At 55.4% G+C, this 26,666-nt stretch carries 25 protein-coding genes and 3 tRNA genes; 17 read left to right on the top strand and 11 right to left on the bottom strand.

Translation table 11 applies throughout. The features are described 5' to 3' along the window. The first annotated feature begins 126 nt into the window (after positions 1–126). The 4 genes from KUO20_RS13355 to mnmH all read left to right on the top strand — a co-directional run bounded on the left by KUO20_RS13355 (position 127) and on the right by mnmH (position 4,282). Positions 127–573 carry a copper resistance protein NlpE N-terminal domain-containing protein gene (locus KUO20_RS13355; RefSeq protein ID WP_235040332.1) on the top strand — a complete coding sequence of 149 codons (447 nt, stop codon included), beginning with the start codon at positions 127–129 and terminating at the stop codon, positions 571–573. A 162-nt stretch (positions 574–735) separates the two neighbouring features. Then, positions 736–2,106: a DNA repair protein RadA gene (gene radA / locus KUO20_RS13350; protein WP_096278001.1), complete on the top strand. Its 1,371-nt coding sequence runs from the start codon at positions 736–738 to the stop codon at positions 2,104–2,106. A gap of 53 nt (positions 2,107–2,159) precedes the next feature. Further along, positions 2,160–3,197 (top strand): selenide, water dikinase SelD, encoded by a 1,038-nt coding sequence (gene selD / locus KUO20_RS13345; RefSeq protein ID WP_235040331.1) that lies wholly within the window; start codon positions 2,160–2,162, stop codon positions 3,195–3,197. After that, complete coding sequence (mnmH, locus tag KUO20_RS13340; protein ID WP_235040330.1) at positions 3,194–4,282, top strand: tRNA 2-selenouridine(34) synthase MnmH; 1,089 nt, start codon at positions 3,194–3,196, stop codon at positions 4,280–4,282. Before selD ends, mnmH begins: the two co-directional genes overlap by 4 nt. Positions 4,283–4,298: 16 nt before the next feature. Here the strand turns inward: mnmH and KUO20_RS13335 are convergent, their stop codons facing one another. Continuing rightward, on the bottom strand, positions 4,299–4,988 hold the full coding sequence (locus KUO20_RS13335) for a type 1 glutamine amidotransferase (RefSeq protein ID WP_235040329.1): 690 nt from the start codon (positions 4,986–4,988) through the stop codon (positions 4,299–4,301). Between the two features lie 95 nt (positions 4,989–5,083). Between KUO20_RS13335 and KUO20_RS13330 the strand changes: the two genes are divergently transcribed. Next, positions 5,084–5,686 (top strand): YjaG family protein, encoded by a 603-nt coding sequence (locus KUO20_RS13330; RefSeq protein WP_235040328.1) that lies wholly within the window; start codon positions 5,084–5,086, stop codon positions 5,684–5,686. Between the two features lie 3 nt (positions 5,687–5,689). Here the strand turns inward: KUO20_RS13330 and KUO20_RS13325 are convergent, their stop codons facing one another. The 5 genes from KUO20_RS13325 to hisB are packed head-to-tail and all read right to left on the bottom strand — an operon-like array spanning position 5,690 to position 9,040. Continuing rightward, positions 5,690–6,196 (bottom strand): hypothetical protein, encoded by a 507-nt coding sequence (locus tag KUO20_RS13325; RefSeq protein ID WP_235040327.1) that lies wholly within the window; start codon positions 6,194–6,196, stop codon positions 5,690–5,692. A gap of 28 nt (positions 6,197–6,224) precedes the next feature. Beyond that, on the bottom strand, positions 6,225–6,998 hold the full coding sequence (hisF, locus tag KUO20_RS13320; RefSeq protein WP_235040326.1) for an imidazole glycerol phosphate synthase subunit HisF: 774 nt from the start codon (positions 6,996–6,998) through the stop codon (positions 6,225–6,227). Beyond that, the gene (gene hisA, locus KUO20_RS13315; RefSeq protein WP_235040325.1) at positions 6,995–7,741 is read right to left on the bottom strand and encodes a 1-(5-phosphoribosyl)-5-[(5-phosphoribosylamino)methylideneamino]imidazole-4-carboxamide isomerase; all 747 of its coding nucleotides are present in this window, start codon (positions 7,739–7,741) and stop codon (positions 6,995–6,997) included. Before hisA ends, hisF begins: the two co-directional genes overlap by 4 nt. An 11-nt stretch (positions 7,742–7,752) precedes the next feature. Then, on the bottom strand, positions 7,753–8,394 hold the full coding sequence (hisH, locus tag KUO20_RS13310; protein ID WP_235040324.1) for an imidazole glycerol phosphate synthase subunit HisH: 642 nt from the start codon (positions 8,392–8,394) through the stop codon (positions 7,753–7,755). A 52-nt stretch (positions 8,395–8,446) separates the two neighbouring features. After that, on the bottom strand, positions 8,447–9,040 hold the full coding sequence (hisB, locus tag KUO20_RS13305; protein ID WP_235040323.1) for an imidazoleglycerol-phosphate dehydratase HisB: 594 nt from the start codon (positions 9,038–9,040) through the stop codon (positions 8,447–8,449). Between the two features lie 241 nt (positions 9,041–9,281). On the opposite strand from hisB, the gene KUO20_RS13300 reads away from it, so the two are divergent. From KUO20_RS13300 to KUO20_RS13265, 8 genes are all read left to right on the top strand, one after another. Beyond that, positions 9,282–9,761 carry an acetyl-CoA sensor PanZ family protein gene (locus KUO20_RS13300; RefSeq protein WP_235040322.1) on the top strand — a complete coding sequence of 160 codons (480 nt, stop codon included), beginning with the start codon at positions 9,282–9,284 and terminating at the stop codon, positions 9,759–9,761. Continuing rightward, positions 9,761–12,094, top strand: coding sequence for an AsmA family protein (locus tag KUO20_RS13295; protein WP_235040321.1), 2,334 nt, complete (start codon positions 9,761–9,763; stop codon positions 12,092–12,094). The genes KUO20_RS13300 and KUO20_RS13295 overlap by 1 nt, the downstream gene beginning before the upstream one ends. A gap of 94 nt (positions 12,095–12,188) precedes the next feature. Then, on the top strand, positions 12,189–13,271 hold the full coding sequence (mutY, locus tag KUO20_RS13290; RefSeq protein ID WP_235040320.1) for an A/G-specific adenine glycosylase: 1,083 nt from the start codon (positions 12,189–12,191) through the stop codon (positions 13,269–13,271). Positions 13,272–13,339: 68 nt separating this feature from the next. Then, positions 13,340–13,615, top strand: a complete 276-nt coding sequence (locus tag KUO20_RS13285) for an oxidative damage protection protein (protein WP_235040319.1) — start codon at positions 13,340–13,342, stop codon at positions 13,613–13,615. 124 nt (positions 13,616–13,739) lie between these two features. Then, positions 13,740–13,815, top strand: a tRNA-Phe gene (locus KUO20_RS13280). A gap of 6 nt (positions 13,816–13,821) precedes the next feature. Further along, positions 13,822–13,896: transfer RNA gene (locus KUO20_RS13275), tRNA-Gln, on the top strand. Positions 13,897–13,968: 72 nt separating this feature from the next. After that, a tRNA-Thr gene (locus KUO20_RS13270) sits at positions 13,969–14,044 on the top strand. Between the two features lie 127 nt (positions 14,045–14,171). Then, positions 14,172–14,822, top strand: a complete 651-nt coding sequence (locus KUO20_RS13265) for a glutathione S-transferase family protein (protein WP_235040318.1) — start codon at positions 14,172–14,174, stop codon at positions 14,820–14,822. Here the strand turns inward: KUO20_RS13265 and KUO20_RS13260 are convergent. Next, positions 14,803–15,717, bottom strand: coding sequence for a LysR family transcriptional regulator (locus tag KUO20_RS13260; RefSeq protein ID WP_235042483.1), 915 nt, complete (start codon positions 15,715–15,717; stop codon positions 14,803–14,805). The two genes, KUO20_RS13265 and KUO20_RS13260, sit on opposite strands and share 20 nt — an antisense overlap. A gap of 146 nt (positions 15,718–15,863) precedes the next feature. Between KUO20_RS13260 and KUO20_RS13255 the strand changes: the two genes are divergently transcribed. Continuing rightward, positions 15,864–16,922 carry an SDR family oxidoreductase gene (locus KUO20_RS13255; RefSeq protein WP_235040317.1) on the top strand — a complete coding sequence of 353 codons (1,059 nt, stop codon included), beginning with the start codon at positions 15,864–15,866 and terminating at the stop codon, positions 16,920–16,922. A gap of 77 nt (positions 16,923–16,999) precedes the next feature. Here the strand turns inward: KUO20_RS13255 and KUO20_RS13250 are convergent, their stop codons facing one another. Continuing rightward, positions 17,000–17,458 (bottom strand): META domain-containing protein, encoded by a 459-nt coding sequence (locus KUO20_RS13250; RefSeq protein WP_235040316.1) that lies wholly within the window; start codon positions 17,456–17,458, stop codon positions 17,000–17,002. Positions 17,459–17,582: 124 nt separating this feature from the next. Here KUO20_RS13250 and KUO20_RS13245 point away from each other — a divergent pair, with 124 nt between their 5' ends. Beyond that, positions 17,583–18,248, top strand: coding sequence for a fumarylacetoacetate hydrolase family protein (locus KUO20_RS13245; RefSeq protein WP_235040315.1), 666 nt, complete (start codon positions 17,583–17,585; stop codon positions 18,246–18,248). 137 nt (positions 18,249–18,385) lie between these two features. Here KUO20_RS13245 and speA read toward each other — a convergent pair whose 3' ends face one another. Continuing rightward, entirely contained in the window at positions 18,386–20,314 is a 1,929-nt protein-coding gene (gene speA / locus KUO20_RS13240; RefSeq protein WP_235040314.1) for a biosynthetic arginine decarboxylase, read from the bottom strand. Beyond that, positions 20,311–21,270, bottom strand: coding sequence for a homoserine kinase (locus tag KUO20_RS13235; protein WP_235040313.1), 960 nt, complete (start codon positions 21,268–21,270; stop codon positions 20,311–20,313). Before KUO20_RS13235 ends, speA begins: the two co-directional genes overlap by 4 nt. A 178-nt stretch (positions 21,271–21,448) precedes the next feature. Between KUO20_RS13235 and polA the strand changes: the two genes are divergently transcribed. Next, the gene (gene polA / locus KUO20_RS13230) at positions 21,449–24,223 is read left to right on the top strand and encodes a DNA polymerase I (protein WP_235040312.1); all 2,775 of its coding nucleotides are present in this window, start codon (positions 21,449–21,451) and stop codon (positions 24,221–24,223) included. Between the two features lie 82 nt (positions 24,224–24,305). Here polA and KUO20_RS13225 read toward each other — a convergent pair whose 3' ends face one another. Beyond that, complete coding sequence (locus KUO20_RS13225) at positions 24,306–25,331, bottom strand: Fe(3+) ABC transporter substrate-binding protein (protein WP_235040311.1); 1,026 nt, start codon at positions 25,329–25,331, stop codon at positions 24,306–24,308. Positions 25,332–25,556: 225 nt separating this feature from the next. Here KUO20_RS13225 and KUO20_RS13220 point away from each other — a divergent pair, with 225 nt between their 5' ends. Then, on the top strand, positions 25,557–26,660 hold the full coding sequence (locus KUO20_RS13220; RefSeq protein ID WP_235040310.1) for an ABC transporter ATP-binding protein: 1,104 nt from the start codon (positions 25,557–25,559) through the stop codon (positions 26,658–26,660). Positions 26,661–26,666 lie beyond the last annotated feature (6 nt).

The following is a 26,666-nucleotide window of genomic DNA, read 5'->3' as shown; positions in this document are numbered from 1 at the left end:
CTTGAAGGCTAACCAAGCGCAAGCATTCGCATCGCTAGGGGTGTGCGTCGCACCTTGTAGCAGTTATGCTGTCACAAGTGCGCGTAAATAAATGTGATATCCAACACGAGATTAAGGAGACACTCTATGCAACTCAGGAGTTTGCTAGCCGGTTCGGCTATGTTGGCACTGCTGGCTGGCTGTGCGGGCGGCCAAATGGAACAGCAGCAGGAAGAGGCTGCTGCCGCGCAGGCTAACTACAAGGGCTCACTGCCTTGCCGTAACTGCGACGGTATTGACCTGGATGTCACGATGATCGGTGAAGAAATGAGCGCAGCTGAAGAGCGCACGTTCACACTGAACGCGACTTACCGTAACCATCCCCAAACACCGCCGGATGAAAACTACGCCGGCAACTGGGAAGTGCTGACAGGCACGCCGTCTGATCCAGATGCTACGGTTTACGAGCTAACGCCAAATGGCGAAGGCCAGATTTACTACTTCATGCGCATTGATGAGCGCACGTTGGAGTTGATCGACCCTGAGCGTCGCCGTTTTGAAAATGGTGAGATGCTACAGCTAACGCGTCAGTAGCGCGTTAATCAGTAATGCAAAAGGCGGCCGATGGCCGCCTTTTGTATATATATCTGTTGGCTCAATCAAACTCTGTTAAATAAACACTAGTTTGAAGAGAATGGGCCGGATGTGATGGCCCAGCAGCGTCTCAGACATAGCAACCATGGGAGCGTAATCTCAGTGGCCAAAGCCAAAAGCGCCTTTGTATGTACCGAATGCGGTGCTGAATATCGCAAATGGCAGGGGCAGTGCAGCAGTTGCCAAGAGTGGAACACGCTAAGCGAAGTGCACTTGGCGAGTGCTCGTCCGGGCGGCGGAGCCGCATCCGGCCGGTCAGGCTACGCGGGAGATCTTTCGCGTGAAGTGATCGACCTTGGCAATGTTGATCTCAGTGAAGTGCCTCGTATGAGCTCTACTTTCGCAGAGTTTGATCGCGTATTGGGCGGCGGGCTTGTGCCTGGGTCGGCGGTGCTGTTGGGCGGTAATCCTGGGGCAGGAAAGTCGACGCTGCTGCTTCAAACGGCCTGTAAATTAGCGCAGCAACGACGCATTTTGTATGTTACCGGGGAAGAGTCGCTTTCTCAGGTAGCGATGCGTGCGCATCGCCTGCAGCTGCCTACCAACGGACTGAAAATGCTGGCCGAGACCAGCGTAGAAACCATTCTGGCGGTATCTGAGCGCGAAAAGCCCGAAATCCTAGTGATTGATTCCATTCAAACGATGCACCTGGAAGATATCAGCTCGGCGCCTGGCGGCGTTGCGCAGGTGCGCGAATCTGCTGCCGCGCTGACGCGCTTTGCCAAAAAAACCAATACCGTCCTGCTGCTGGTTGGGCATGTCACAAAAGATGGCACCCTGGCGGGGCCTAAAGTACTCGAGCATATGATTGATGCCTCGCTACTGTTAGAGGGCGGCGCAGACTCACGCTTTCGTACCCTGCGTGGCCAGAAAAACCGCTTTGGCGCCGTCAATGAGTTAGGCGTCTTCGCGATGCTGGAGCAGGGTCTTAAAGAGGTTAAAAACCCCAGCGCAATTTTTCTTTCCCGCCAGGAAGAGCAGGCGCCGGGTAGTTTGGTCATGGTGGTATGGGAAGGAACGCGGCCCATTTTAGTCGAGGTGCAGGCGCTCGTTGACGAATCCGCGCTGGGCAATCCACGGCGTGTGGCGGTGGGCGTAGATCAAAACCGTCTGGCTATGCTGCTGGCGGTGCTCAATCGACACGGCGGCTTGTTTACCGGCGATCAAGACGTCTTCTTAAACGTTGTCGGCGGAGTGAAGGTGCTGGAAACCAGTGCCGATTTAGCCGTTCTTTTAGCGGTGGTGTCGAGCTTGCAAAATCGGGCGCTGCCCAAAGAGCTAGTGGTGTTTGGCGAAGTGGGGCTGTCAGGCGAGATACGCCCGGTGCCCAGCGGCCAAGAGCGCATTGCCGAGGCTGCCAAGCACGGATTCTTGCGCGCCATTGTACCCCGCGCAAATGCCCCCAAGCAGGCGCCAAAAGGCATGGAGGTTATTGCCGTGGATAAATTAAGCGACGCCCTAGACGCGCTGTAGCATGAGCTATCCTTAAAGCGTCTGACAACACAAATGTGCCAGGGAGAGACACGATGAGTTCCATTCGTTTAACCCAGTATAGCCATGGCGCCGGGTGCGGCTGCAAAATTGCTCCCGACGTCCTGGACAGCATTTTAGCCAAGGCCGGGCCAGCGGCGGGGCATAAGCAGCTTATCGTCGGTAATCAAGGGCGCGAAGATGCCGCCGTGTATGACCTAGGCGATGGACGCGGAATGATTGCGACCACGGACTTCTTTATGCCGATTGTTGATGACCCCTTTGACTTTGGCCGCATCGCTGCCACCAATGCGATCAGCGACGTTTATGCGATGGGCGGCACGCCGGTGATGGCATTGGGCATCTTGGGCTGGCCGCTGGATAAACTGAGTGCAGAGGTCGCTGGCGACGTTATGGCAGGGGCGCAGGCAGTTTGCCGCGAGCTTGGCGTTGCGCTGGCTGGCGGTCACTCGATTGACGCACCTGAGCCCATTTTCGGGCTCGCTGTAAACGGCCTGGTTGATCTCAACAAGCTCAAGTTGAACAGCACCGCCAAGCCCGGCGACTTACTGTTTTTAACCAAGCCGCTTGGCGTGGGTATGTTAACCACGGCTGAAAAGCGCGGCTGGTTGGAAGTCGGTCATCACGGCCTAGCCCGTGAAACCATGCTGAAAGCGAACAGTATTGGCGTGAAGCTTGCCGAGGTTCAAGGGGTGAACGCCATGACGGACGTCACCGGCTTTGGCTTAGCGGGCCATCTCACTGAAATGTGTCAAGCAAGCAGCGTGATGGCTCGCATTGATTTTCGTCGCCTGCCGCGCCTAGCCGAAGCTGAGGCATACCGGCGTAAAGGCGCCGTGCCGGGCGGTACGCTGCGCAATCGCGAAGCGCTGGGAGAGAGTTTGCCCGCCATGGATGAAGCACACTGGCAGTGGCTATGCGACCCACAGACCTCTGGTGGGCTGCTGATTAGCGTTGACCCCGCCTGGGAAGATGATGTGAAGCGCATTGGCCGAGAGCACGGCTTGGACTTACAGTCATTTGGCGTGATGGCCGCGCGCAGCGCTAAGGCGAGCATCGAGGTGATTGGGTGACATTGGCCACGACGCCTGCGGCATTGCGCTTAATTGAACAGGGGCGGCCGCTCATCGATGTGCGCGCCCCGGTAGAGTTTGCTCAGGGGGCGCTGCCAGGCGCGGTTAATCTACCTCTGATGATAGACGATGAGCGTCATCAGGTCGGTATCGCCTATAAGCAGCAAGGGCAGGCCGCGGCGATTGCGCTAGGCGAGCGATTGGTGAGCGGTGAGGTCAAGCAAGCTCGCGTTCAGGCATGGCAGGCGTACCTAGCCGAGCATCCTGACGCGTTAATATATTGCTTTCGTGGCGGGCTGCGTTCGCAAATTGCTCAGCAATGGCTAGCAGAGATCGGTGTTTCAAGACCGCGCCTAGACGGTGGCTGGAAAGCCATGCGCCAAGCGCTGTGTGAGCACATTGACACCGCGGCGCTGCAGCCGATGCTCGTTATTGCAGGGCTAACCGGGTGTGCGAAAACTACGCTGATTAATCAGCTCGACAACGGCGTCGATTTGGAAGCCTTTGCGCATCATAAGGGCTCTGCCTTTGGGCGTAGGCCAGAGGAGCCTGCTACCCAAATAAATTTTGAACATGCGTTAGCTAAACGGCTATTAGCACTGCCCGCAGGGCTCGTCATTGAAGATGAGTCTCGTCACATTGGTAACGCCAATATTCCGCTAAGCTTCTGGAAAGCATTACAGCAAGCCCCGCGAGTGCGTATCGAAATGCCGCTAGACTGGCGGCTCTCGCAGATTCAGCAGGACTATATTATCGATCTTGAGCAGGCCTATGCGGTCCGCCACGGGGTTTATAAAGGCTGGCCACTGATGCAGCAGCAGTTAAGCAACGCGCTGTTGCGCTTAGGAAAACGCTTAGGCAATGCTCGGCTGCAGCGGTTACAACGCCTGCAGGCGCTGGCATTTAAGGAGCATGCCCATGGCAATCCACAGGCCCATGAGGCATGGCTTGCTCCGCTGCTTACCGAATACTATGACCCGCTCTATCGCTACCATTTAGAGAAGCAGCGAGCCGTGGCACCGCCAGAAATTCATGTTGGCGATTGGGACAGCTGCTTGACCGCTGCCAGGCAGTGGAACTGCTAGCGACGTGCTTGTGCGGCTATGTTGCTTTCAGCCACTGCGTCATTAACCGGTCTAGTAGCGGCGCTAGCTGAATAAAACGGTCAGCGTTTTCAGTGATTTTTGCATTATCCTGCACATAGCGCGTGCCGGCTTTAGACGTTGCGTATGGCTGAGTATTGCTCAGTAGCCAGTTGACGCTGGCGGGAGTGGCTTCTAAATGGCACAGCAGACCCATGACGCGACCTCTGTCCCAAGCAAACCCCTGCAGCGGTGCTGCTTCGCTACCGCCGAGCGCAATGGCCTCATCAGGCAGGCTGAAAATCAAGCGATGCCACATGAAAGCGCTAAACGTTTCTGGTAAATCGAACGTGCTTTCTGGCGCCAGTGTCACGGTGTGCCAGCCGGCTTCGGCATAGGTCCCAGGCGCGACCACTGCACCCAGCGCACGCGCTATCCAATGGGCGCCCAAGCCAATGCCCAGCAGCGGTTTTTGGCCATCTAGGTAGCGATTAATCAGTTTTTCTTCGGCTTTGAACCAGCGGGGAGGTTCGCTGAGCAGCTCCTCCGGTCCATCAAGCACTATGAGCGCGTCAGCTTCATTGGGGCGCGGGGTTAATTCATCCGCATAGAGATGATAAATGCTGTAACTATGGCCCATACTGGCTAACCAATCCGTCAAACGGGCGGGGCCATGGTCAGGGCCGTGCTGTAGCAGATGAATATGCATGGTAATCTCCTCGCCGGCCGTTCCATCATCTGATGACCATAACGCACCCGCTACTTTTCACCAATACTTCGTATAAGAAGCTTCAGGAACTCCGCATGGCGCCTAAACCCATAGGATTTTATCAACGACTACAAGAGCTTTCGTTACCCGCCCAGCAGGCCTTTATGGCGGCGCTTTGCGAACGCTTGTTGCCCAACTACGCGCTCTATGAGCAAACCACCGGACAGGGCGACGGTCACACGCTTAGTGCGGTGCTGAGTCTGGTTTGGGAGCGGCTGAGCGTGCCTAGCGCCAGTATCGATTTTGCCCGTCAGGCGGAAAAGCTAGCCGAATGTGAGCCGCCTGAAGGCGACGACAGCTTTGGCGCCCGCCGCGCGCTGGACGCGGTAGTGTCCCTTTCGGCACTGCTTGATACGCTGCAGGGCGACGCTCCAGAGGCCGTGCTAGATGTGAGTCGCACCTCGCGTGCGGGCGTGCGCGCCTTTATTGAGCTCACTGAAGGTGAAGACGATGCCCAGGCGTTGGCGCTGATTATTCGAGACCATCCGCTGATGGACGATGAAAATGACTTCCAGGATGCCGTGCTGGAAGCGGTCTGCGAGCCGCTAGATAAAGCGGCGCTGAAAGAGGTGCGTCAGCTGGGCCGCAATGGCGGCATCAGTAACTTGGGTTTAACGCTTGATGAGGGTGATGAATAGCGGCTAAAAGCGCACGCCTGCGGTTACCATCATGCCGGCGGTTCCGAATATGATGAGATCGGACTCAAATCGACCCCACTGCACGCCGATACTGGGCAAGATGGCCGGTGCCACTTCCAGATGGTTGAGCGGGATTTTGTCGCGATACTCGTCTTTGTAGCCGCGCAAAAGCCCGCCCGTTATTTTGGCGCGCACGTTCAAGCCCTGGCTAAACTGCCAAACAGGAAACTCGCGGCCTGCATAGAAATACCACGTCGGCTGCTCATAAGAGTTCTTAAACCACGCCGCACCCGCCAACCAGCGGTCTGGGTTGTGTAGTTCAATGCTAATCAGATCCTGATGATTGTTATGATCGGGGTCTGGGTTGAAGTGCCGGGTATAAAGGCTGGTTTGTACCAGCGTGTGATCCCACTCCAGCGCAGGCGGCCAGTCGGGCATCGAAAACGCCGCGGCGGGCGTGCTCAGCGCCATGCCCGCTAGCCACCCCAGCCATGGGTATGCTCGGCGCATTCGCCGCTCCTGATTGAAGAAAGGCATCTTAAAGGCGCATTTCAATGCCACGCTCTGCCATGTAGCGTTTTGCTTCAGGAATCGTGTACTCGCCGAAGTGGAAAATGCTGGCGGCCAGCACCGCATCGGCACCGCCTTTTAACACGCCGTCCACGAAGTGATCCAGGTTGCCCACACCGCCCGAGGCAATCACAGGAACGCTCACCGCTTCGGAAATCGCGTGGGTGACGCCTAAGTCAAAGCCAATCTTGGTGCCATCGCGATCCATGCTGGTAAGCAGCAGTTCGCCTGCGCCGAATTCCACCATTTTCTTTGCCCATTCAACGGCGTCGAGCCCCGTTGCGCGACGGCCACCGTGGGTGAAAATTTCCCAACGCGGCGTTTCGCCCTCGGCAGACACTCGCTTGGCATCGATTGCGACGACAATGCACTGGCTGCCAAAACGTTCCGCGGCTTCGCGCACGAAGTCGGGGTTGGTGACCGCTGCGGTATTGATCGAGACTTTGTCCGCCCCGGCGTTAAGCATGGTGCGAATGTCATCACAGGTGCGAATGCCGCCGCCCACGGTTAATGGAATAAACACTTCACCCGCAATGCGCTCGACCATTTCAACTGTAGTGTCGCGATCTTCGTGACTGGCGGTAATATCCAGAAAGGTGATTTCGTCAGCACCTTGCTGATTGTAGCGCTGAGCGATCTCCACCGGGTCGCCGGCATCACGAATGCCGACAAAATTAACGCCTTTAACCACCCGCCCGGCGTCTACATCCAGGCAGGGGATAATACGTTTAGTAAGGCTCATGAGCGGTCTCCTGTTAGCTGGTCGCTCAGGCGCTGTGCTTCATCGACATCCAGGCTGCCTTCGTAAATAGCGCGGCCGGTGATAGCGCCTAAAATACCGCTGTCAGCGACATCGCACAGCGCTCTGATGTCGTCTAGATTGGTCACGCCGCCGGAGGCAATCACCGGTAAGCCGCCTTCGCGAGCAAGCGCCGCGGTGGCTTCTACGTTGACACCCTGCATCATGCCATCGCGGGCAATATCGGTGTAAACGATGCTGGATACGCCATCGTTGGCGAAGCGCTTGGCCAGTTCTGTGGCTTTAATCGTCGACACTTCTGCCCAGCCGTCGGTGGCGACATAGCCGTCTTTAGCGTCGAGCCCAACAATCACATGACCTGGGAATGCGCGGCACATTTCGCCTACAAAGGCAGGCTCTTTTACCGCTTTGGTGCCGATAATGACGTAGGCGACGCCAGCGCTTAGGTAGTGCTCAATCGTTTCTGCACTACGGATGCCGCCGCCAATCTGAATCGGCAGGTTGGGATAGGCGCGGGCGATAGCGGTCACGGCATCGCCATTCACCGGCTTGCCTTCAAAGGCGCCGTTTAAATCTACAAGATGCAGCCTGCGTGCACCGGCTTCCACCCAGCGTGCCGCCATGGCTACCGGGTCATCGCCGTAAGAGGTGGCGTCTTCCATGCGGCCTTGTTTTAGCCGCACACACTGGCCGTCTTTGAGATCAATAGCGGGAATGACTAACATAAACAATCCTCTCAGGGCGTCCAGGTGACGAAGTTTTCGAGTAGGCGAAGACCGGCGCGGGAGCTTTTTTCGGGGTGAAACTGCACCGCGAAGGTCGCATCGCGGCCAATGGCGACATGGGCGTTTACCTTGCCATATTGAGTCGTGCCAAACACCTGAGCATCGTCTGCGGCATTGACATAATAGCTATGCACGAAGTAGAAGTGTTCGCGGTTATCAATGCCCGCCCACAGCGGATGGTCGTGATGCTGCTCAACGACATTCCAGCCCATGTGAGGGACTTTTAAACGCTGCTCGTGAGCATCGCGCATATCGTTAGGAAAACGATCTACGCTACCTTTGAAGAACCCTAGGCACGCCACGCCGCCGTTTTCTTCGCTACGCTCCAGCAGCATTTGCTGACCCACGCAAATACCTAGCAGCGGTTTATCTTGGCGCGTTAAAATCTCATCCACCAGCCCGCGTAAATCGGTGCGCTCAAGTTCGCCAACGCAGTCGCGGATGGCCCCTTGGCCCGGTAGTACTAGGCGAGTCGCACCAAGAATACGCCGCGGGTCGCGGGTAATAACCACATTTTCATGCGTCACGTGTTCCAGCGCTTTGGCCACGGAATGCAGGTTGCCCATTCCATAGTCGATCACCGCAATGGTCATGAAGCGCTCCTTGTGAAAGTAAAGGGATAGTCGCTAGTGGTACTGCAAAGCATTACAGGCTCCCTTTGGTTGAGGGCATTTGTCCGGCCATGCGAGGGTCTTCTGCTACCGCCATGCGTAGTGCACGTCCAAAGGCTTTGAAAATCGTTTCAGCCTGATGGTGAGCATTAAAGCCTTTAATGTTGTCGATATGCAGCGTCACGCGGGCATGGTTGGCGAAGCCTTGAAAAAACTCCCAGAAAAGCTGGGTGTCCATGCTGCCGATCGTGTCGCGCGTAAAATCAACGTTCATAAAGAGACCGGGGCGTCCGGAAAAATCGATCACCACGCGCGAAAGCGCTTCGTCCAGAGGCACATAGGCATGTCCGTACCGGTAGATGCCGCGCTTATCGCCAATGGCTTCAAAAAAAGCTTGGCCTAGCGTAATACCCAGGTCTTCTACGGTATGGTGGTCGTCAATATATAGGTCGCCGGTGGCATTGATGTCGAGATCGATCATCCCGTGGCGGGCAACTTGATCAAGCATATGATCCAGAAACGGAACGCCGGTTTGGCAGCTAAGACGGCCTTCACCGTCGAGGTTTACGCTGACCTTGATCTGCGTTTCGTTGGTGTCACGGCTAACCGTGGCAATACGCGCTGACATGTTGCATCTCCTAGGCTGAAGCGCACTCTGAGGGGAGCCCTGAGGAACGATCCTAAGGGATGATCCTAAGGAATGGTCGGTGGTTTTGCATCAACTTACCACCGTTTGATCAGGGCATGACCTCTGGCGAAGCGACCATTATAGTGAATCGACGCCCTCATCCGCTACAATGCGCGAAATGTAGCCGTTATCAATGATGGCAAAATAGCAGCAAGGCTGCTTTGGCGAAGAGGATTTCACCATGCCGGTGACACTGCACCACGTCGACCAGGCCCGTTGGGAAGCCGATGAACAGGTGCGCCTTGATCTAGTGCGCATTTATAAGGACGCGCCTCAAGAGCGTATGCCCACTCCCACGGTTGAGCCGTTTATCGATGCACATTTTAACGGCCGGCACTTTTTTGCCTGCGCGCTTTTCAATGATCGACTGCTGGGAGCCGTCGCGGTACAAGAAGGTGCAGATCGCGCATGGTGGCTTTCTGAGCTCTGCGTACGCATAACCACACGCCGCCGTGGCGTTGGTTCGCGCTTAATGGCCCTGCTGGGTGAGCAGGCCAAACAAGAAGGTCGCGTATTGCGTATTGAAACCTCTTCACTGCCACTGGCTGACCGTGTGTTGCTTTCCAAGTTAGGCTATCGGCCCATGGCCAATCCAATGACACCGGCGGGGATGCCTGCCACCAGCGATTTTGTTGAGTTAGACCCACAAGGGAAAGGGTAATGAAACAGTTATTACGTATTTTGCTAGCGGCCGTCGGCATTCTTGCCATCGTGGCGGTCGCTGCGGTGGTCTACGTGACTACCTTTTTAGATCCAGAAGACTTCAAGCCGCGCTTAACCGCCGTAGTAGAAGAGCAAACGGGGCTGAATTTGGTGTTGGATGGCCCGATTAACTGGTCGTTCTATCCGCGTATTGGGGTCAGCGTGGAGCAGGCACGCGCGTGGCTGCCTGAGCAAGATCAAGACAGTGCCGCTTTTGCGGCGATTAACCGCGCTGAAGTGAGCGTTGCCTTTGCACCGCTGCTGCGCGGCGAGATTGCCGTTGATGGGCTGACATTGGATGGCATGCGCCTCAACTTAGAGCGCGATGCTGAAGGCGAAGGCAACTGGGAGCCGTTGGTCGAGCGCTTGTCTGAACAGACAAACGGCGCCGCTGAAACGGTGTTGGCGCCTGCCAGCGCAGGCCCTAATGCCGACGCCGGGAGTTTGGCGGTAGTGCTGAATATCGCGAGCGTGGAAGTAAAAAATGCCGATATACGCTTTCGTGATGAGCAAACCCAAGCGCTGTGGCGGCTGCAGCAGTTGAACATATCGGGTAGTAACGTTAATCCGGTGCGTGCTTTCCCACTTAAAGCCATGTTCACTTTAACCAAGCATAACCGCCTGGATGCCGAGGTATTGGAGCGCGCTCCGGATATTACCAGTGACATCAATCTTGAAACGCGCATGCGGCTTGGTTTAGAAGAAGAGCTTTTTGTACTCGAAAACATGTCATTAACGACGCGTACCAGCACCAAAGCTGACAGCGAGCCGCAGCAGCTTAGTTTGAAAGCCGCCGAAATAGTCGCGCGAATGGGCGAGCAGCAGCTATCGATTAAAGAAGGGTTGCTGGAAGCGGGCCTGCGCAATGCAGACAGCTGGCAGGGCAGCCTAGCACTGGCGCTTGCCTTTGGCTTAGAAGGCGACTGGCAAGCACAGACCGCCCAGCTTAAAGATCTCCAGCTCACGGGCCCTGATGGGCTACGAGTGAGCGGCCACCTTAATATTGAGCAGATGCTTGATGCGCCGAACTATCGTGGGCAGCTAACCGCAGCGCCTTTCACGCTGCGCCCCTGGCTAGCACGCGCGGGTATTACCCTCACCACCGCGGGCGAAGCCGCGCTCAGTGATGTGGCAATGACCAGCCCTATTGAAGGCGACGCCGAACAGTTCTCACTGCCCAGGCTGTCGTTAGTCATCGACGACAGCACCTTTACCGGAGAGCTATCGGCGGCGCTAGACGGCTCACGGTTAGCGTTTGATTTGGCCGGTGATCAGCTGTCACTTGACCGTTACTTGCCCGGTGAGGCCACGGCGGAGCAAGCAAACCGCGGCTTGCTACGCAGCGCTTTTGCCCAAAGCAGTGATTCGCTACTCCCACAATCCGTGCTTGCAGGGTTAGCGCTAGAAGGTGATCTGAGTATTGATACCCTCGTTTTTGCTGGACTGACGTTCAATAAGCCTAGTTTGCAGCTGCGCGGGGATGATGGCGTCCATCGCTTAACGGCGTTTGAGTCCGGTTTCTATGAAGGTAAGCTCAACGCTACTGGCCAGGTGGACGCCTCTGATTCCGTGCTTGAATGGGCATTCTCGCCAACGATTAGCAACGTGCAAGTAGCCCCGTTAATTGAAGCGATGAGTGAAGAAACGTCACCGCTGCGCGGTCGTTTTGATTTGTCTGGCGACCTCACCAGCCTTGGCAATACTCGGGAAGCGCTGACGAGCAACCTGAATGGCGAGCTCACGGCTCACCTAAAGGACGGGGCGATCTTAGAGACCAATATTTCACAGCAAATGTGTGAGCTGGTCGCTCAGCTAGAAGGTGAGGGCACCGTTCGCGAATGGCATGATGATACTCGCTTCGAGCAGTTCGATGGCACCTTCCAAATTAGCAACGGGCTGGTGGAAAGCGATGATCTACTCATCACTCTGCCGGGTATCAATGTTCAGGGCGACGGCGAGCTTAATCTCAGCAGCATGGCTTTCGACACCCACGCCAACGCACGCTTAGTCGATACGGCTGACGCGGCCTGCAACGTTAACCCGCGACTGGCGCAATTGCCGCTCCCCGTACGCTGTGAAGGCAGCCTGAGCGATGAGCGCAGCGAGTGGTGCCGCTTTGACCGGGCGGCATTCCAGACGGCCGTTGTCGACCTGCTGCGTAACGAAGCCGGTGATCGTGTTGACGAAGAGCTGGAAGAGCGCCTGGGTGATTCTTTGGATCAGCTCGACGAGAGTCTCGGCGAAGGAGCGGGCCAGAAACTTCGCGAGGGTCTGCGTAACTTATTTAACTAAGTAACGATGCATGCCTATTCTGCGCCGGCCTCAGTGCCGGCGCTTTTTTATGAGCATCGTGGATCGTTTACATGCTTCTGTATGAGGAACGTGCATGGCAGATATGCCCGCACCGCGGCTGACGGCCGCTGAATTCCAACGTCGACTATTAGCCTGGTTCGACCAGTATGGGCGCCACGACTTGCCCTGGCAGTCACCGCGCAGCGCCTACCGCGTATGGGTGTCTGAAATTATGCTGCAGCAAACACAGGTTGCGACTGTCATTCCATATTTTGAACGCTTCATGACGCGCTTTCCGACCTTGGAGACGCTTGCGAGCGCGCCGCAAGATGAGGTGCTGCATCTATGGACAGGGCTAGGTTATTACGCCCGTGCGCGGAATTTGCACAAGGCCGCTCAAATCACGGTAGCGCAGCACGGCGCTGAACTACCCAGCGAAAGTGTCGATGCCCTCAGAGCGCTGCCCGGCATTGGCCGCTCCACCGCAGGTGCCATCGTTGCGCAAAGCACGGGGCGGCGGGCCGCCATCTTAGATGGTAATGTCAAACGCTCGCTTACTCGCCTGCATGCGCTTTCCGGCTGGCCGGGCAAGCCGGCGGTGGAGCAAAAGCTATGGGCCCTGGCCGAGTATTACACGCCCAGCGCGCGCTTAGCCGATTACACCCAGGCGATCATGGATTTTGGTGCGACGCTATGTAAGCGCAGCAAGCCTAACTGTTTAAGCTGCCCGTTTGATGACGTATGTTTGGCCTATGCTCAGGGCGAGCCACAGCGCTATCCTGAATCTAAACCGAAAAAAGCGTTGCCCACACGGCAGACCATTATGCTAATGCTGAGCGATGCAAAAGGGCGCGTATGGTTAGAAAAACGTCCTCCGAGTGGCCTATGGGGCGGGCTATGGAGCTTGCCGCAGTTTGATAAGCATGGCGAACTCAACGACTGGCTAGAGGATCACGTCGTCAATCCTGAGCGCGGCAGTACAGCGCCGAGCTTTTATCATACGTTTAGCCATTTTCGCTTAGAGATTACCCCGCAGCCGGTGACCTGCGATAGGCTGGGCGGTATTCGTGAAAGCGGCGTATGGTACGACATCAACGATCCGCCGGCGCTGGGGCTGGCGGCGCCGGTCAAAGCGCTGCTGAGTCAGCTAACGCCTTTTACCCTCACCCCGTTATAGGTCACGCATAGGCGTCTTAGCCGTGTGGGAGGGGCCATTGAATGAAATCGCACAACCAGGAGCATGCTATGAGCAATACCGTTTTTTGCCGTAAGTACCAAACAGAGTTAGAAGCGTTGCCATTCCCGCCCTTGCCGGGCAAGCAAGGCCAGGAGATTCAGGCAACGGTCTCCAAGCCCGCCTGGGAAGCTTGGCAGGCGCTGCAAACTCGCTTGATCAACGAGAAGCATCTAAATATGCTCGATCCGGAGTCGCGGGCCTATCTTATGGATCAGATGCAGCGCTTCCTGGATAATCAGGAAACAGATAAAGCTGAAGGGTATGTGCCGCCGACGCAGGCATAGGCTTTGCCGCCATTCTAGTAAAGGCAGTGGCGCAAAATACCCATAAGCATCGGTATCGAAAGAAAGTTTCACAAAGGTGTTGACGAAAAGCGGCGTTTTTAGTTTAATACGCACCGTTGGCAGCGGCCAGATAGCTCAGTCGGTAGAGCAGGGGATTGAAAATCCCCGTGTCGGCGGTTCGATTCCGTCTCTGGCCACCACGCAGTTGGGGTATCGCCAAGTGGTAAGGCACCGCTTTTTGGTAGCGGCATTCCCAGGTTCGAATCCTGGTACCCCAGCCATTGCCAACAAAATTTCTTGTTGATTGCAGAGCTTAGCAGCGAAGCAATCATATTCTCAAGAAAACGTGAAGCGCCGACATAGCTCAGTTGGTAGAGCAACTGACTTGTAATCAGTAGGTCCCGGGTTCGACTCCTGGTGTCGGCACCATCTAAAGATGGTTAAAAGTAAAGCGTCAGAGAATTAGATTAAGCCGTCCGAAAGGGCGGCTTTTTCGTATGCGTCGATTAAATATTTGGTTACGCTACAGGCTTTTTCATCACGCTGGAGAAACACCATGATCCTCTACGGAGTGCCGCTCTCGCCGTTTGTCCGCAAGGTGCTGTTTACCCTATATGAGCTGGAACTTGAATTTGAACAGCGATTCCTAGTGCCTGGTGACACTTCTGCTGATTTTAGAGCGCTGAGCCCGCTGGGTCGTATTCCGGCGTTTCAAGATGGTGAGTTTGGTATCTCAGACTCATCAGCCATTTGTCACTATCTCTTGAGTCGCTATCCTTCTGAGCTGTTGGATACCGCTAACCCTGAGAGCGTGGCGCGCGCCGTGCAGTGGGATAAATACGCCGATGAGGACGTCGCGCCGGTGCTGCTTGCTCCGCTGATTGAGCGCTTGGTCAAGCCCGTGCGTTTTGGTACGCCGGCGGATGAGGCGGTCGTGCAAAAGGCGATGCGCGAACAGATTCCCCCGGTGTTTGATCATTTGGAAGAGCGTTTGCAAACGCTGGGTGGTGAGTGGCTGATGGGCCCGACGTTTAGCTATGCCGACATTGCTCTTGGGGCACATATGAGCAGCTTTTTACTATCAAGTCTCGAGCTTGATGCTGCTCGTTGGCCGGCATTGTCGGGTTGGGTCGAGCGCTTACAGAAAAGGACTGCTTTTCAAAGACTGTGTGATGATGCCCAGCGCTTTAATCCCAAGGCGGTTTAGGGCTGATCGACGCAAAAAGATAGTCAAGAAAGGCGCTCACCTTAGGTGTTTTCAGGCGGCGTTCGGTTGTCAGCACGTGAATATCGCGCCGCCCCGGCATGACTTCTCCCTCCCAAAGCTTCAAGACGGCTATCAGGGACTTGTTTCGCAGCTCATCGGCGACGAGCCAAGTAGGGAACATCACGAGTCCTTGACCCAACAAGGCCGCCTGCAACAGGGTAATGGCATCGTTGCTGTAGAGATTGCCGTTAACTTCGTAGGCGGTTGATCGGCTCTGTCCCGGCGCCTGGAAATACCAGCGCTGACGCCCTAGTTCGCCGTGATAGAGCAGGCAGTTGTGGTTGAGCAGCTCGTCGGGCGTGGCGGGTTCACCGCAGGTGGCGAGATAGCTTGGTGCTGCGGCTACCACGTAATTCATCGGTGCCAGGCGGCGGGCAATCAGCGTTGAGTCGGCAAGATCGCCGACGCGAAAGGTGATGTCGTGCCCTTCGCGGACGGGGTCAACCACCTGATCGCTCAACTGTAGCTCAGCGGTAATGCCTGGGTGCTGGCATTGAAACTGATGCAGTAGCGGCACGATTTGGCGTTGACCAAACGCCACGGGCGCATTCAGCCTTAGCGTGCCACTGGGTTCAGTATTAGGAAAAGCCAGCGCCTCTGTGGCTTGGTCGAGGCGCTCTAAAATCTCTCGAATCTCCTCATAGTAACGTGCTCCTGCTTCCGTCAGCGTGACGGCACGAGTATGCCGGTAAAGTAATACCTGCCCCACCGACTCTTCCAGACCGCGGATCTGACGCGAAACCGATGATACCGCGCGATGAAAATGGTGAGCAGCCGCGGTGAAGCTGCCCGTCGCGGCAACGCGTTCAAAGACACGCAAAGCATTAAGATCCATTGTATTGATGTTCATCTAGTTGCGCTCTATGCAATAAAGATTTGCGATACTTTCGATTGTAGCAATAGTTGTTCGCTACCAGAATAGTGCTAACGGCTTGGCAGGACATGCCTGGTCTGCATAGACATTCAAAGAGAGTACCCATTATGCGTAAAGGCACAGCACTTGTTGTCGGCGCCACCGGCATTACCGGCGGTAATCTTGCCGCTTATTTAGTGGCCAGCGGTTGGGCCGTCTACGGCCTCTCGCGCAGTGCCCCTGAGCAGAGCGGTATCATCCCCGTCGCCGCTGACCTAATGGATAAGCAGGCGACCGACAAGGCGCTCAACGGCCTGCCCATCACTCATGTTTTTTACTGCACCTGGATTCGGCGTGACAACGAAAAAGCCAACGTCGAGGCTAACAGCACCATGATGCGTCATTTGTTTGAGGCGCTCGACAGCGATCAGCTGCAACACGCTTCACTGGTGACTGGGACGAAGCAGTATTTGGGTTCGTTCGAGGCCTACGGAAGTGGGCGTATTGAAACCCCCTTCAGAGAATCTGAGCCCCGTGTGCCAGGCGACAACTTCTACTACGCGCTAGAAGATGTGATGTTTGAAACGGCTGAGCGCCATGGTTTTTCCTGGAACGTGCACCGTCCGCATACCGTGATTGGCAATGCGCGCGGCAACGCTATGAACATGGGCACCACCATTGCTGTGTACGCTTCTATCTGCAAGGCGACAGGCAAGCCGTTCGTGTTTCCCGGCTCTCAAATTCAGTGGAATGCACTGACCGATATGACCGATGCGCTTGTGTTAGCACGCCAAATGGAATGGGCTGCCACGACGCCAGGGGCTGCCAACCAGGCCTTCAATACGGTCAATGGCGATGTCTTCCGCTGGCGCCGGATGTGGCGTGAGATTGGTGAGTACTTCGGCCTTGAAGTGGCTGACTGCCCTGAAACACCGCAGCCACTTGACGAGCAAATGAAAGATGCTGACTCTATCTGGCGCGATATTGCTCAGAAAAACGCGCTCGTGGAGCCGGATGTCAGCAAATTGGCATCCTGGTGGCATACAGATGCGGATCTTGGTCGCGACCAAGAATGCGTCAACGATACGACGAAATCACGCGACTATGGATTTGATCATTTCCGTGAAACGCGTGCCGCGTTCTTTGATCTGTTTACCCGGCTTAAGGAAGAAAAAATCATTCCTTAAGTTCGCGCACAAATGCCACTGCCTCATGCAAAGCATTGGGCAGGGGTTTGGCTTAATTATGCGCTTTGGCTCAAACGCTAATAAAGATGCACCGCCTGAAAGTGAGCCAGCGGCTCGCCTTGGTCATCAGAAAGCACCAGCGTATCGCCGTCTACACGCCATTGTGCGGTTTGTTCAAGCGTCGCTAAAAAGCCTTGCTCGGTTTCCATCTGGGGCGGTGGGCAGGCCATTCTAGTGGTGGCCACTTGGTTGAATTCGATGCGCTCATTCTGCGCAAGGTAGCTTCCCATCAGTGAGTTGCAGCCGGTAGCGCCGGCTAGGCGCGAGGCTTCTTGATGAAGAACAAAGTGGGCTTCACGAGAATTCTCTTGAGTGATGATCTGTTTGTCATCAAGCGTCACGAGTTTCCAGTAGGTGTTGATGAGCGATTTATCAGGGCGCTCGTTGGACTTTGCATTATCCGTTGAGGCAGCGGTGCAGCCAGCGGTGATCAATAAAGCGCTGATACAAATAGAAAAAGCGAGCAGTCGTTTCAACGTGTTATTCCTTATCATGTGAAGATTCAGGGCTAAAATCGGTGGAACCTGTGCATAGGTGGGGTAGACTGTTGCGCCTGTCGTTGCGAAAGCGACACGCATAATGAGAAGGAGAATACCCGCCATGAGTTTTGTTCTACAGTTTACAGATGGTCAGGAATTTCCCCACGCGCTGGGCAAAGTCATCTGCATTGGCCGCAATTATGCCGAACACGCGAAAGAATTAGATAATCCTATTCCCACTGAGCCGCTGCTGTTTATTAAGCCGTCGACCAGCGTGGTGGATTTAACCAAGCCGCTAGATCCGCCTTTTTCTCGTGGCGACGTCCATTATGAAGCAGAGCTTGCGCTGCTGGTAGGCGAGACGTTAACCCATGCTACTCAAGATGAAGCCGAGCGCGCCATCGTTGGGATTGGTTTAGCGATGGACCTGACGCTGCGTGATGTTCAGGCAAAGCTTAAAGAGAAAGGGCACCCTTGGGAAATTGCCAAGGCCTTCGATGGCGCTTGCCCTCTTTCGCCTTTTTTACCGCTAAGCCGTGTTCCCAACTGGAACGCGCTGCAATTTACGCTTGAAATTGACGGGGAAGAACGTCAGCACGGTGAAGGCGCCGATATGATTTTCGCCGTTCCCACGCTGGTAGCAGAAATGAGCCGCCACTTTACCCTAGAGCCAGGCGATGTCATTTTGACCGGCACGCCGTCAGGCGTTGGTGAGCTGGTGCGTGGCTCATCGCTGCGCTTTACGTTGACCGGTGGTTTAGAAATCGAAACCAGCGTCGTTGAGTAATCAGTGGTTGAATAAGCGCTATTGCTAAACCCATTTGTCGCTAAGCTCAACCTACCGCCAAGCCCAATAGAAACGCCACTCTGCATCAGAGTGGCGTTTCTAGTTTGGAACGTTGTAACCCGCGTATTTACACCACGCTATTCAAGATAGGTGTATCCCTCAAGGCCTTCGCTCAAACTTGCCGCAAAGCCCGCCTGCTCATCGGCAGAAAAACCGCTGGCCGCCAGTTGGTCGGTCAGCTTTTGCTTGAGCACGTTGGCATTGAAGTTAACGTACGCCAGCACGTCTGCGACCGAGTCACCTGCCTGCGGGTTCGAAAGCGTCCATTCGCCGTCTGCATTGAGCGCGGCATCAACAGAGTCGGTGTCGCCAAACAGGTTGTGCAGGTCGCCGAGAATTTCCTGGTAGGCACCCACCAAGAAGAACCCCAGCCAGCGCTCGTCATCCGACGTCCATTCTGGCAGAGGCAGCGTGCTTTCTACCCCTTGGCCATCAACGTAGCTGTCGATGCGGCCGTCGGAATCGCAGGTGATATCTTGAATGACGGCTCGGCGAGTGGGCGCTTGATCAAGCCCGCTGAGGGGAAGCACTGGGAAAATCTGCTCAATGCCCCAAACATCAGGTACCGACTGAAAAAGTGAAAAGTTAACGAACAGCTTGTCGGCGAGCTTTTCCGCCAGCTCATCCATGATTTCGCGATGGGCGCGGTTGCGGGTATCAAGCTGGGTACGCAGTCGCGCGCAGGCCGCCATGTAAACCCGTTCGCCTTCAGCGCGAGCGGTTATATCGCTTAACCCCATCACAAAACGATCCTGCAGCTCACTTACGGCTTGCAGCAGGTCATGCCATGCTTCTACCAGCATGCGCGGCTCTTGGGTGGTCGCTAACTGCTCAAACACCCGCCACAGTAGCTCCACTTGAGGATCTTCTTGGTTTTCTGCTGATACAGGTCGCTCGGGCGGCGTGTCGTCGATGCGCTCTTCACCAATGACATTGGTGATAAGCACCGCGTGGTGGGCGGTTAGCGCACGGCCGGACTCACTGATCAGATGAGGCTGTGGCAGCCCCGACTCTTGGCAAAGCTGAGCAAAGGCGCTCACCACGTTGCGTGCGTATTCACGCATCGAGTAGTTGGCCGAGCAAAAGCTGCGCGAGCGCGTGCCTTCGTAGTCGATGCCTAGGCCGCCACCGACGTCCACGGTGTCGATGGGCGCACCTAGTTCCATCAAGTTTTGGTAGAAGCGCGCGCACTCGCGTAATCCGCGTTGAATATCACGAATGTTGGCGATCTGAGAACCCAGATGAAAGTGCACTAACTGCAGGCTTTCCAGCGCATCCTGATGACGAAGGGTGTCTACGACCTCGAGAATTTGGCTAGCGGTCAGCCCGAACTTAGACTTTTCGCCGCCGGTGTTCTGCCATTTGCCTTTACCAACGGAGGCCAGGCGGGCGCGCAGGCCAATGCGGGGAATAACGTCAAGCTCGCGGGCCTCTTCTAAGATCATCTGCAGCTCAGAAAGCTTTTCGACCACGAGATAAACCTTATGGCCAAGCTTTTCTCCCAGCAGCGCTAAGCGTACGTATTCGCGGTCTTTATAGCCGTTGCAAACAATCAACGAGGAACCGCCGTCGGAAAGCGCCAGTACCGCCAAAAGCTCTGGCTTACTGCCTGCTTCCAGCCCCACGCGGCCGTTGCCGCGCTCGGCGGTGGCTAAAATCTCTTCGACCACACGGCGCTGCTGGTTCACTTTAATAGGGTAAACCGCGGTATAGCCGCCCTGGTACTCGCAATCGCTCATGGCAGAATCAAACGCGCCGCAAAGCTGCTCAACGCGGTCGTGAAGAATATCGCTAAAGCGCACCAGCACCGGCAGACGCAGCCCGGCACTTTGCAGTTGGCGAACCAGTCCGCTCAATGGCAGGGCGGGGCCTTCGGCATCGCTACCCAGCGGGCGTACTAGGGCTTGGCCTGCGTCGTCGACATCAAAATAGCCGCTGCCCCATTGATCGATATTCCAGGTGCGTCGAGCGCGCAGCGCAGGGCTAGTAGTGGCCATTACACTCATGCAGAAACCTCAGGCAGCGGCAGCGCACCGTGGGCAATGCGCGCATTTAAAATGGTTCGGAAACGCTCGGGATCATGAGGCGTCAAATCGTGGGCTGGCGGGTCAACGTAAACCACCAGCAGCCGAGATAGCCAGTAGCGCAGCGCCGTCACACGCAGCATCGTTGGCCACAGAGCACGCTCGTCAAACGTTAACGGGCGACGTGCCTGGTAGGCATTCAACAGTGCGTCGTAGCGCTCGGCATTCAGCGAGCCATCATCGTTCGATGCCCAGTCGTTGACGACTATCGCTAGGTCAAACAGCAGGTCGCCGGTGCAGCCGTTGTAAAAGTCGATAATACCGCCAAGTTGGTCACCCTCAAAGAGCGTATTGTCGCGAAATAGATCACCGTGCAGGGCACCTTGAGGCAGCTCACCGTACTGGATAAAAGCGCTCTCAAAATCGTCGACTTCATTTTTCATCAACGTTTGATCCGCAGGGCTTAAATAGCTCAGCACCTTGTGGTGCATCACCTGTAGCCAGGTCAGGTCACGCGGATTAGGACGGTGACCGTGAAAGTGCTTTGACACCACGTGCAGGCGACCCAATGTATCGCCCAAGGCGTGGCATTGGGCTAGGTTAGGCGCTTCGGGATGGCGGCCAGGCAGCCGTGGAAATAACAGAGCCGGTTTGCCTTCCAGGCTATGCAGCGCAATGCCGTCGCGGTCATGAATCGTACCCGGGACCGGTAAACGGTGTTCATCTAAATAGTCCAGCAGTTCTACAAAGAACGGCAGCTCTTCGTGCTCACCCTGCTCGAACAGAGTTAACACGAGCTCGCGCCGGTCGGTGGTCACAAAAAAAGTCGAGTTTTCGGTGCCGCCTGCGACTCCCTGAAGGGAAACGAAGCTGCCCACATCAAACTTGTCTAAAAACGCGGCGACCTGTGCGTCGCTCAGCGGGGTGAATACAGCCATCAGAATCTCGCCCAGATTGCTAAGCCCGTTATTGTAGCGGCTTGAAAGCTTAGTTGGCAGCCTTGTTGTTATTAGATAGTCGGATTGCCTCTACCGGTAGCTGGCGCAACGCGTATCATGTGGTAACTCTTTTTAGCACGGCTTTTTTACACTTCATTTTTAAACATGGAACTTGGTTATGGCTCGCGCTCCAATCGTTCTCGTTGATGGCTCTTCTTACCTTTACCGTGCGTTTCATGCGCTACCGCCGCTCACAACCGCTACGGGCCAGCCCACCGGCGCGGTAAAAGGCGTGCTGAATATGCTCAAACGGCTGATCAAAGATTACCCGCAAAGCCCTATGGCGGTGGTGTTCGACGCGCCGGGAAAAACCTTCCGCGATGATATGTACAGCGACTATAAAGCCCATCGTCCGCCCATGCCCGACGATTTACGCAGCCAAATCGCGCCGCTGCACGCCTGCGTGCAAGCATTGGGCCTGCCGTTGCTCTGCATTGAGGGCGTCGAAGCCGATGACGTGATTGGTACGCTGGCCCATCACGCCACTCAGGCCGGTCGCGATGCGGTGATTTCGACCGGCGATAAAGATATGGCGCAGCTGGTCAATGCCCATATCACGCTGGTCAATACCATGAAGGATGAAACGCTAGACGAGGCCGGCGTGGAAGGAAAGTTCGGCCTACCGCCGGCGCTGATTATCGATTTTCTCGCCCTGATGGGAGACAAAGTCGATAACATTCCCGGTGTGCCTGGCGTGGGTGAAAAAACCGCTATTGGCTTACTGCAAGGCATGGGCGGCGGTTTGGACACTATTTACGCTGATTTAGAGCGCGTAGCCACGCTTACTTTCAGGGGCGCGAAGACGCTGCCTAAAAAGCTTGAAGAGCACCGCGAGCAGGCGTTTCTCTCCTATCAGCTGGCGACCATTAAAGTCGACTGCGAGCTACCGGTGGGTTTGGATGATTTGGATATAGCGCACCCCGACCGCGAAGCGCTGGTGACGCTGTATAAAGAGATGGAGTTTCGCCAGTGGCTGAGCGAATTGCTGGAAGGCAAAGACGCAGGCGTCGATGACGTTAAGGGCGGTGAGCCAGCGCCCTCAAGCGTTGAGGAGGCCGTGAGCGAGGTACAAAGTGCCAGTGCCCCGCGTGACGATCAGGTCATTCTCGAACAGGCGGATTTCGAACGCTGGCTTGAGCGGCTAAACAAAGCTGAGCGCTTCTGTTTTGATCTGGAAACTACCAGCCTCAACTACATGGATGCAGAAATTGTCGGCGTTGGCCTGGCTCTTGAGGCGGGTGAGGCGGCCTATATTCCGCTTGCGCATGACTATCTAGATGCTCCAGCACAGCTTGACCGCAAAGCGGTGCTGGCCGCGTTAAAACCGCTGTTAGAAGACTCGAGTAAGACCAAGATTGGCCAAAATCTTAAGTACGATATTTCCGTACTGGCCAACTATGCTATTTCCGTCGCGGGTCCGTTTGCCGACACCATGCTGGCGTCCTATGTGCTTAACTCCACCGCCACGCGGCATGATATGGATTCGCTGGCGCTGAAGTATTTAGGCGAAAAGACCATTTCTTTTGAGGAGATTGCCGGTAAAGGTGCCAAGCAGCTGACCTTTAACCAGATTGCCTTGGAACAGGCGGCTCCTTACGCCTGCGAAGATGTGGATATCACTCTGCGGCTGCAGGAAGCATTGCGGCCTCAGGTTGAGAGCGAAGGGCGCCTGGCAGACGTACTTGATCATATCGAGCTACCGCTGATTAAAGTGCTCTCACGCATCGAACGCAACGGCGTGGCGGTAGATGCCGAGCGCCTTCACGAGCAGAGCCAGCAGCTTGATCAGCGTATTCGCGAGCTAGAGCGCGAGGCATTTGAGCTTGCCGGGCGTGAATTTAATCTGGGCTCGCCCAAGCAGCTGGGCCAGATTTTATTTGAAGAGCAGAAAATCCCGGTGCTCAAGAAAACGCCTAAAGGTGCACCTTCAACGGCGGAAGGCGTGCTAGAAGAGCTGGCGCTGGATTTTCCGCTGCCCAAAGTCATCATGCAGCATCGTGGCCTTGCTAAGCTGAAATCCACCTACACGGATAAACTGCCACGACTGCTCAATAAAGCCACTGGGCGAGTGCATACTAGCTATCACCAAGCGGTGACCGCCACAGGAAGGCTGTCATCGTCGGACCCCAACTTACAGAATATCCCTATTCGTACCGAAGAAGGCCGCAAAATCCGTCAGGCGTTCATTGCCCGGCCCGGCTATCGCATTGTGGCCGCCGACTATTCGCAAATTGAGCTGCGTATTATGGCGCACCTTTCAGAAGATAAAGGACTGCTGGAAGCGTTTGCTGAAGGGCGCGATATCCACACCGCCACGGCGGCGGAAGTGTTCGGTACCTCGCTTGAGAAAGTGTCCGGTGACCAGCGCCGCAGCGCCAAGGCAATCAACTTCGGGCTGATCTATGGGATGAGCGCCTGGGGGCTTTCGCGCCAACTGCACATTGATCGCAACCAGGCTCAGACCTATATTGATCGCTACTTCGACCGCTACCCGGGCGTTGCCCGTTACATGGAGCGTATTCGCGTTCAGGCGGCTGAAGATGGCTTTGTTGAAACCGTGCTGGGTCGACGGCTGTATCTGCCGGAGATTCATTCGCAGAACCGTAATCGTCGCCAAGGTGCTGAGCGTACCGCGATTAATGCGCCGATGCAGGGCACGGCCGCCGATATTATCAAGCAGGCTATGATTGATGTGGATGCGTGGTTAGCCCAAGGCGAGTTTGATGCGCTGATGGTGATGCAGGTACACGATGAGCTGGTGTTTGAAGTGGCCGAGAAGCAGGTCGATACGTTTATCGAGCAGGTTCAAGCGTGTATGCAGGGCGCCGCCAAGCTAAAAGTGGCGCTGATTGTGGAAGCAGCAAGCGGCGCTAACTGGGATGAGGCTCATTAAGTTGATGCGCATGTGATCTTAAACGCAACACCCCCGCAGCCTAGGCTGCGGGGGTGTTAGGTATAAACGTAATGTTTAGCGTTTAACGCCAGCCGACGCGATCAAAGATGCGGATGGCTTCAGGGTTGTTTTCACCCAGCACGCTCATGTTCAGGTCGTCTTTTTTGAAGTCGCCCCATGATTCAAGTACCGGGTCTTTTTTAACGCCTGCCACTACCGGGAACTCGTAGTTACGCTCGGCAAGCACTTCCTGAGCAGCATCAGAGGCGAGGAATTCTAAGAACCGAATACCATTTTCAGGGTTCTGAGCATTGGCGACTAGACCCGCACCGCCCACGTTAATGTGCGTTCCACGATCGTTTTGATTAGGGAAAATAATCCCTACTTTACGTGCTGCATCGCGCTCTGCTTGGTCATCGGAGTGAAGCATACGCACATAGTAATAGTGGTTAGCCACGGCTAGGTTACATTCGCCGCTGGCCACGCCCAGAATTTGGTCGCTGTCGCCGCCTTCAGGCGTGCGCGCCATATTATTCACAACGCCCTGTGCCCACTCTTGCGCGCCTTCTTCGCCGTGGTGCTCAATCATCGAGGCAAGCAGCGACTGATTGTAAATATTGTTTGAAGAGCGGATGCACACTTGGCCTTCAAACTGCGGGTCAGCAAGGTCTTCGTAGCTTTCCAGCTGGCTGGGGTCGAAGTTTTCACGGTTGTATAAAATTACCCGTGCACGCTGGCTAAAACCAAACCATAAGCCTTCAGGATCACGCATTGACGCTGGGATACGATCATTAAGCACTTCAGAATCAACGCTTTGGAAAAGTCCGTCTTCCTCTGCGCGCCATAGGCGGCCGGCATCTACCGTCAGCATTACGTCAGCAGGGCTGGCGATACCTTCGCGCTGCATACGCTCCATCAGTTGATCTGAGTCGCCTTCCAGCACGTTTACATCAATGCCGGTCTCATCAGTGAACGCTTTGTAAAGAATTTCATCAGAATCATAATGGCGAGCAGAGTAAATGTTGACCGCGTCAGCAAGAGCGCTGCTCGCAAAGGCAGAGCCAGCCATGATGGCGGCTACGGAAGCAGTTAGGCGTACTTTTTTCATCACCAAGAATCCCAAATGTTTATGATAATACGTTTCATTAGCGTCGATCTGCATTGAAGCGCTTCTTACGAACGCCGTCAAGAGAAATGCTAGCAATACCTTACATTGAGACGTGAGCGTGCATCTGGTCGTAATTAAAAATAGAATGCAAATAACTTTCAAATGTATTGAATCCGCGTTTAGGTATTTATCGGCGCGACGTGCTCACCTGTAAAGTGATGATTTATGACCGCAACACTGAAGGTAACCCAGGCAGCGCCTAGCGCAACAGCGTTGGCTCTTCACAATGTCCGCCATGCTTATGATGGAAACGCGGTCGTGAAAGGCGTGAATCTGAGCGTAGCGCCGGGTGAAGTGGTATGCCTTTTAGGTCCTTCCGGGTGCGGAAAAACCACGCTGTTACGTATTGCTGCGGGGCTTGAAGTATTGCAAGAGGGCAGCGTCACTTTAGACGATACCTATACTGCTATGCCTGGCCAGCGTCATCTGCCCCCGGAAAAGCGCAATGTAGGCTTGGCGTTTCAGGACTCGGCGCTGTTTCCACACCTCAGCGTGCTGGAAAACGTGACCTTTGGGCTGAAACATTTGGCGTCTCGACAGCGCCGTGAGCGCGCCACGCAGCTACTCGAACAGCTGGGTATGGCGAAGTATGTTGATGTCTATCCGCACATGCTTTCCGGCGGGCAGCAGCAGCGGGTAGCGCTGGCAAGGGCGCTGGCACCATCGCCTCGCCTAATGCTATTGGATGAGCCATTTTCAAGTTTAGATGCGCGGCTAAGAGACCGTATTCGCGACGATACGCTGCATGTGTTGAAAAAAGTGGGGGCGGCCACGTTGCTGGTGACCCATGATCCCGAAGAGGCCATGTTTATGGCCGACCGCATCGCCTTAATGCGCGATGGTCAGATTGTGCAGACGGGAACACCGCAAGAGCTTTACTGCGCACCACAAGATCCGTTTGTAGTGACCTTTTTTGGTGATGTGAATGAGCTTCAGGGCAGCGTACACAATGGCTTCGTGAGCACGCCAGTAGGGCGGATACCTGCCAATGAGTTAGCAGAGGGCACCGATGTGCAGGTCATGATACGCCCCGAAGCGCTGCACATTATTGAGCGGAATCTGCCTATTGAAGCCCACCGCCATAGCCATGTTGTGATGTCGAAACTGCTGGGGCGTTCGAGCCTCCTACACCTTTGCGCGCATGATGACAGCGGCCTTGAAGCTCACCTGCACGCCAGAGTGCCTGGGGTTTTTCTACCCACAGAGGGGCAGCCGGTGGACATTCAACTCGATCTTTCTCAAGTATTTGTTTTCCCGCTCAGGGCTTAAAGTATA

The organism is Vreelandella profundi (genome assembly GCF_019722725.1).
GTDB lineage: Bacteria > Pseudomonadota > Gammaproteobacteria > Pseudomonadales > Halomonadaceae > Vreelandella > Vreelandella profundi.
The sequence above is the reverse complement of the archived record's forward strand: the minus strand, read 5'-3'. Positions and strand labels throughout refer to the sequence as shown.

Excerpts from the sequence above, each read along its gene's own strand:
- KUO20_RS13220 (WP_235040310.1), top strand. The coding sequence starts at position 25,557 with ATGACCGCAACACTGAAGGTAACCCAGGCAGCGCCTAGCGCAACAGCG.
- KUO20_RS13285 (WP_235040319.1), top strand. The coding sequence starts at position 13,340 with ATGAGCAATACCGTTTTTTGCCGTAAGTACCAAACAGAGTTAGAAGCG.
- hisA (WP_235040325.1), bottom strand. The coding sequence starts at position 7,741 with ATGTTAGTCATTCCCGCTATTGATCTCAAAGACGGCCAGTGTGTGCGG.
- KUO20_RS13325 (WP_235040327.1), bottom strand. The coding sequence starts at position 6,196 with ATGCGCCGAGCATACCCATGGCTGGGGTGGCTAGCGGGCATGGCGCTG.
- hisH (WP_235040324.1), bottom strand. The coding sequence starts at position 8,394 with ATGACCATTGCGGTGATCGACTATGGAATGGGCAACCTGCATTCCGTG.
- KUO20_RS13300 (WP_235040322.1), top strand. The coding sequence starts at position 9,282 with ATGCCGGTGACACTGCACCACGTCGACCAGGCCCGTTGGGAAGCCGAT.
- KUO20_RS13235 (WP_235040313.1), bottom strand. The coding sequence starts at position 21,270 with ATGGCTGTATTCACCCCGCTGAGCGACGCACAGGTCGCCGCGTTTTTA.
- KUO20_RS13260 (WP_235042483.1), bottom strand. The coding sequence starts at position 15,717 with ATGGATCTTAATGCTTTGCGTGTCTTTGAACGCGTTGCCGCGACGGGC.
- KUO20_RS13355 (WP_235040332.1), top strand. The coding sequence starts at position 127 with ATGCAACTCAGGAGTTTGCTAGCCGGTTCGGCTATGTTGGCACTGCTG.
- hisF (WP_235040326.1), bottom strand. The coding sequence starts at position 6,998 with ATGAGCCTTACTAAACGTATTATCCCCTGCCTGGATGTAGACGCCGGG.
- KUO20_RS13335 (WP_235040329.1), bottom strand. The coding sequence starts at position 4,988 with ATGCATATTCATCTGCTACAGCACGGCCCTGACCATGGCCCCGCCCGT.
- hisB (WP_235040323.1), bottom strand. The coding sequence starts at position 9,040 with ATGTCAGCGCGTATTGCCACGGTTAGCCGTGACACCAACGAAACGCAG.
- KUO20_RS13245 (WP_235040315.1), top strand. The coding sequence starts at position 17,583 with ATGAGTTTTGTTCTACAGTTTACAGATGGTCAGGAATTTCCCCACGCG.
- KUO20_RS13330 (WP_235040328.1), top strand. The coding sequence starts at position 5,084 with ATGGCGCCTAAACCCATAGGATTTTATCAACGACTACAAGAGCTTTCG.
- polA (WP_235040312.1), top strand. The coding sequence starts at position 21,449 with ATGGCTCGCGCTCCAATCGTTCTCGTTGATGGCTCTTCTTACCTTTAC.
- selD (WP_235040331.1), top strand. The coding sequence starts at position 2,160 with ATGAGTTCCATTCGTTTAACCCAGTATAGCCATGGCGCCGGGTGCGGC.
- KUO20_RS13295 (WP_235040321.1), top strand. The coding sequence starts at position 9,761 with ATGAAACAGTTATTACGTATTTTGCTAGCGGCCGTCGGCATTCTTGCC.
- speA (WP_235040314.1), bottom strand. The coding sequence starts at position 20,314 with ATGAGTGTAATGGCCACTACTAGCCCTGCGCTGCGCGCTCGACGCACC.
- KUO20_RS13225 (WP_235040311.1), bottom strand. The coding sequence starts at position 25,331 with ATGAAAAAAGTACGCCTAACTGCTTCCGTAGCCGCCATCATGGCTGGC.
- mutY (WP_235040320.1), top strand. The coding sequence starts at position 12,189 with ATGGCAGATATGCCCGCACCGCGGCTGACGGCCGCTGAATTCCAACGT.
- KUO20_RS13265 (WP_235040318.1), top strand. The coding sequence starts at position 14,172 with ATGATCCTCTACGGAGTGCCGCTCTCGCCGTTTGTCCGCAAGGTGCTG.
- KUO20_RS13255 (WP_235040317.1), top strand. The coding sequence starts at position 15,864 with ATGCGTAAAGGCACAGCACTTGTTGTCGGCGCCACCGGCATTACCGGC.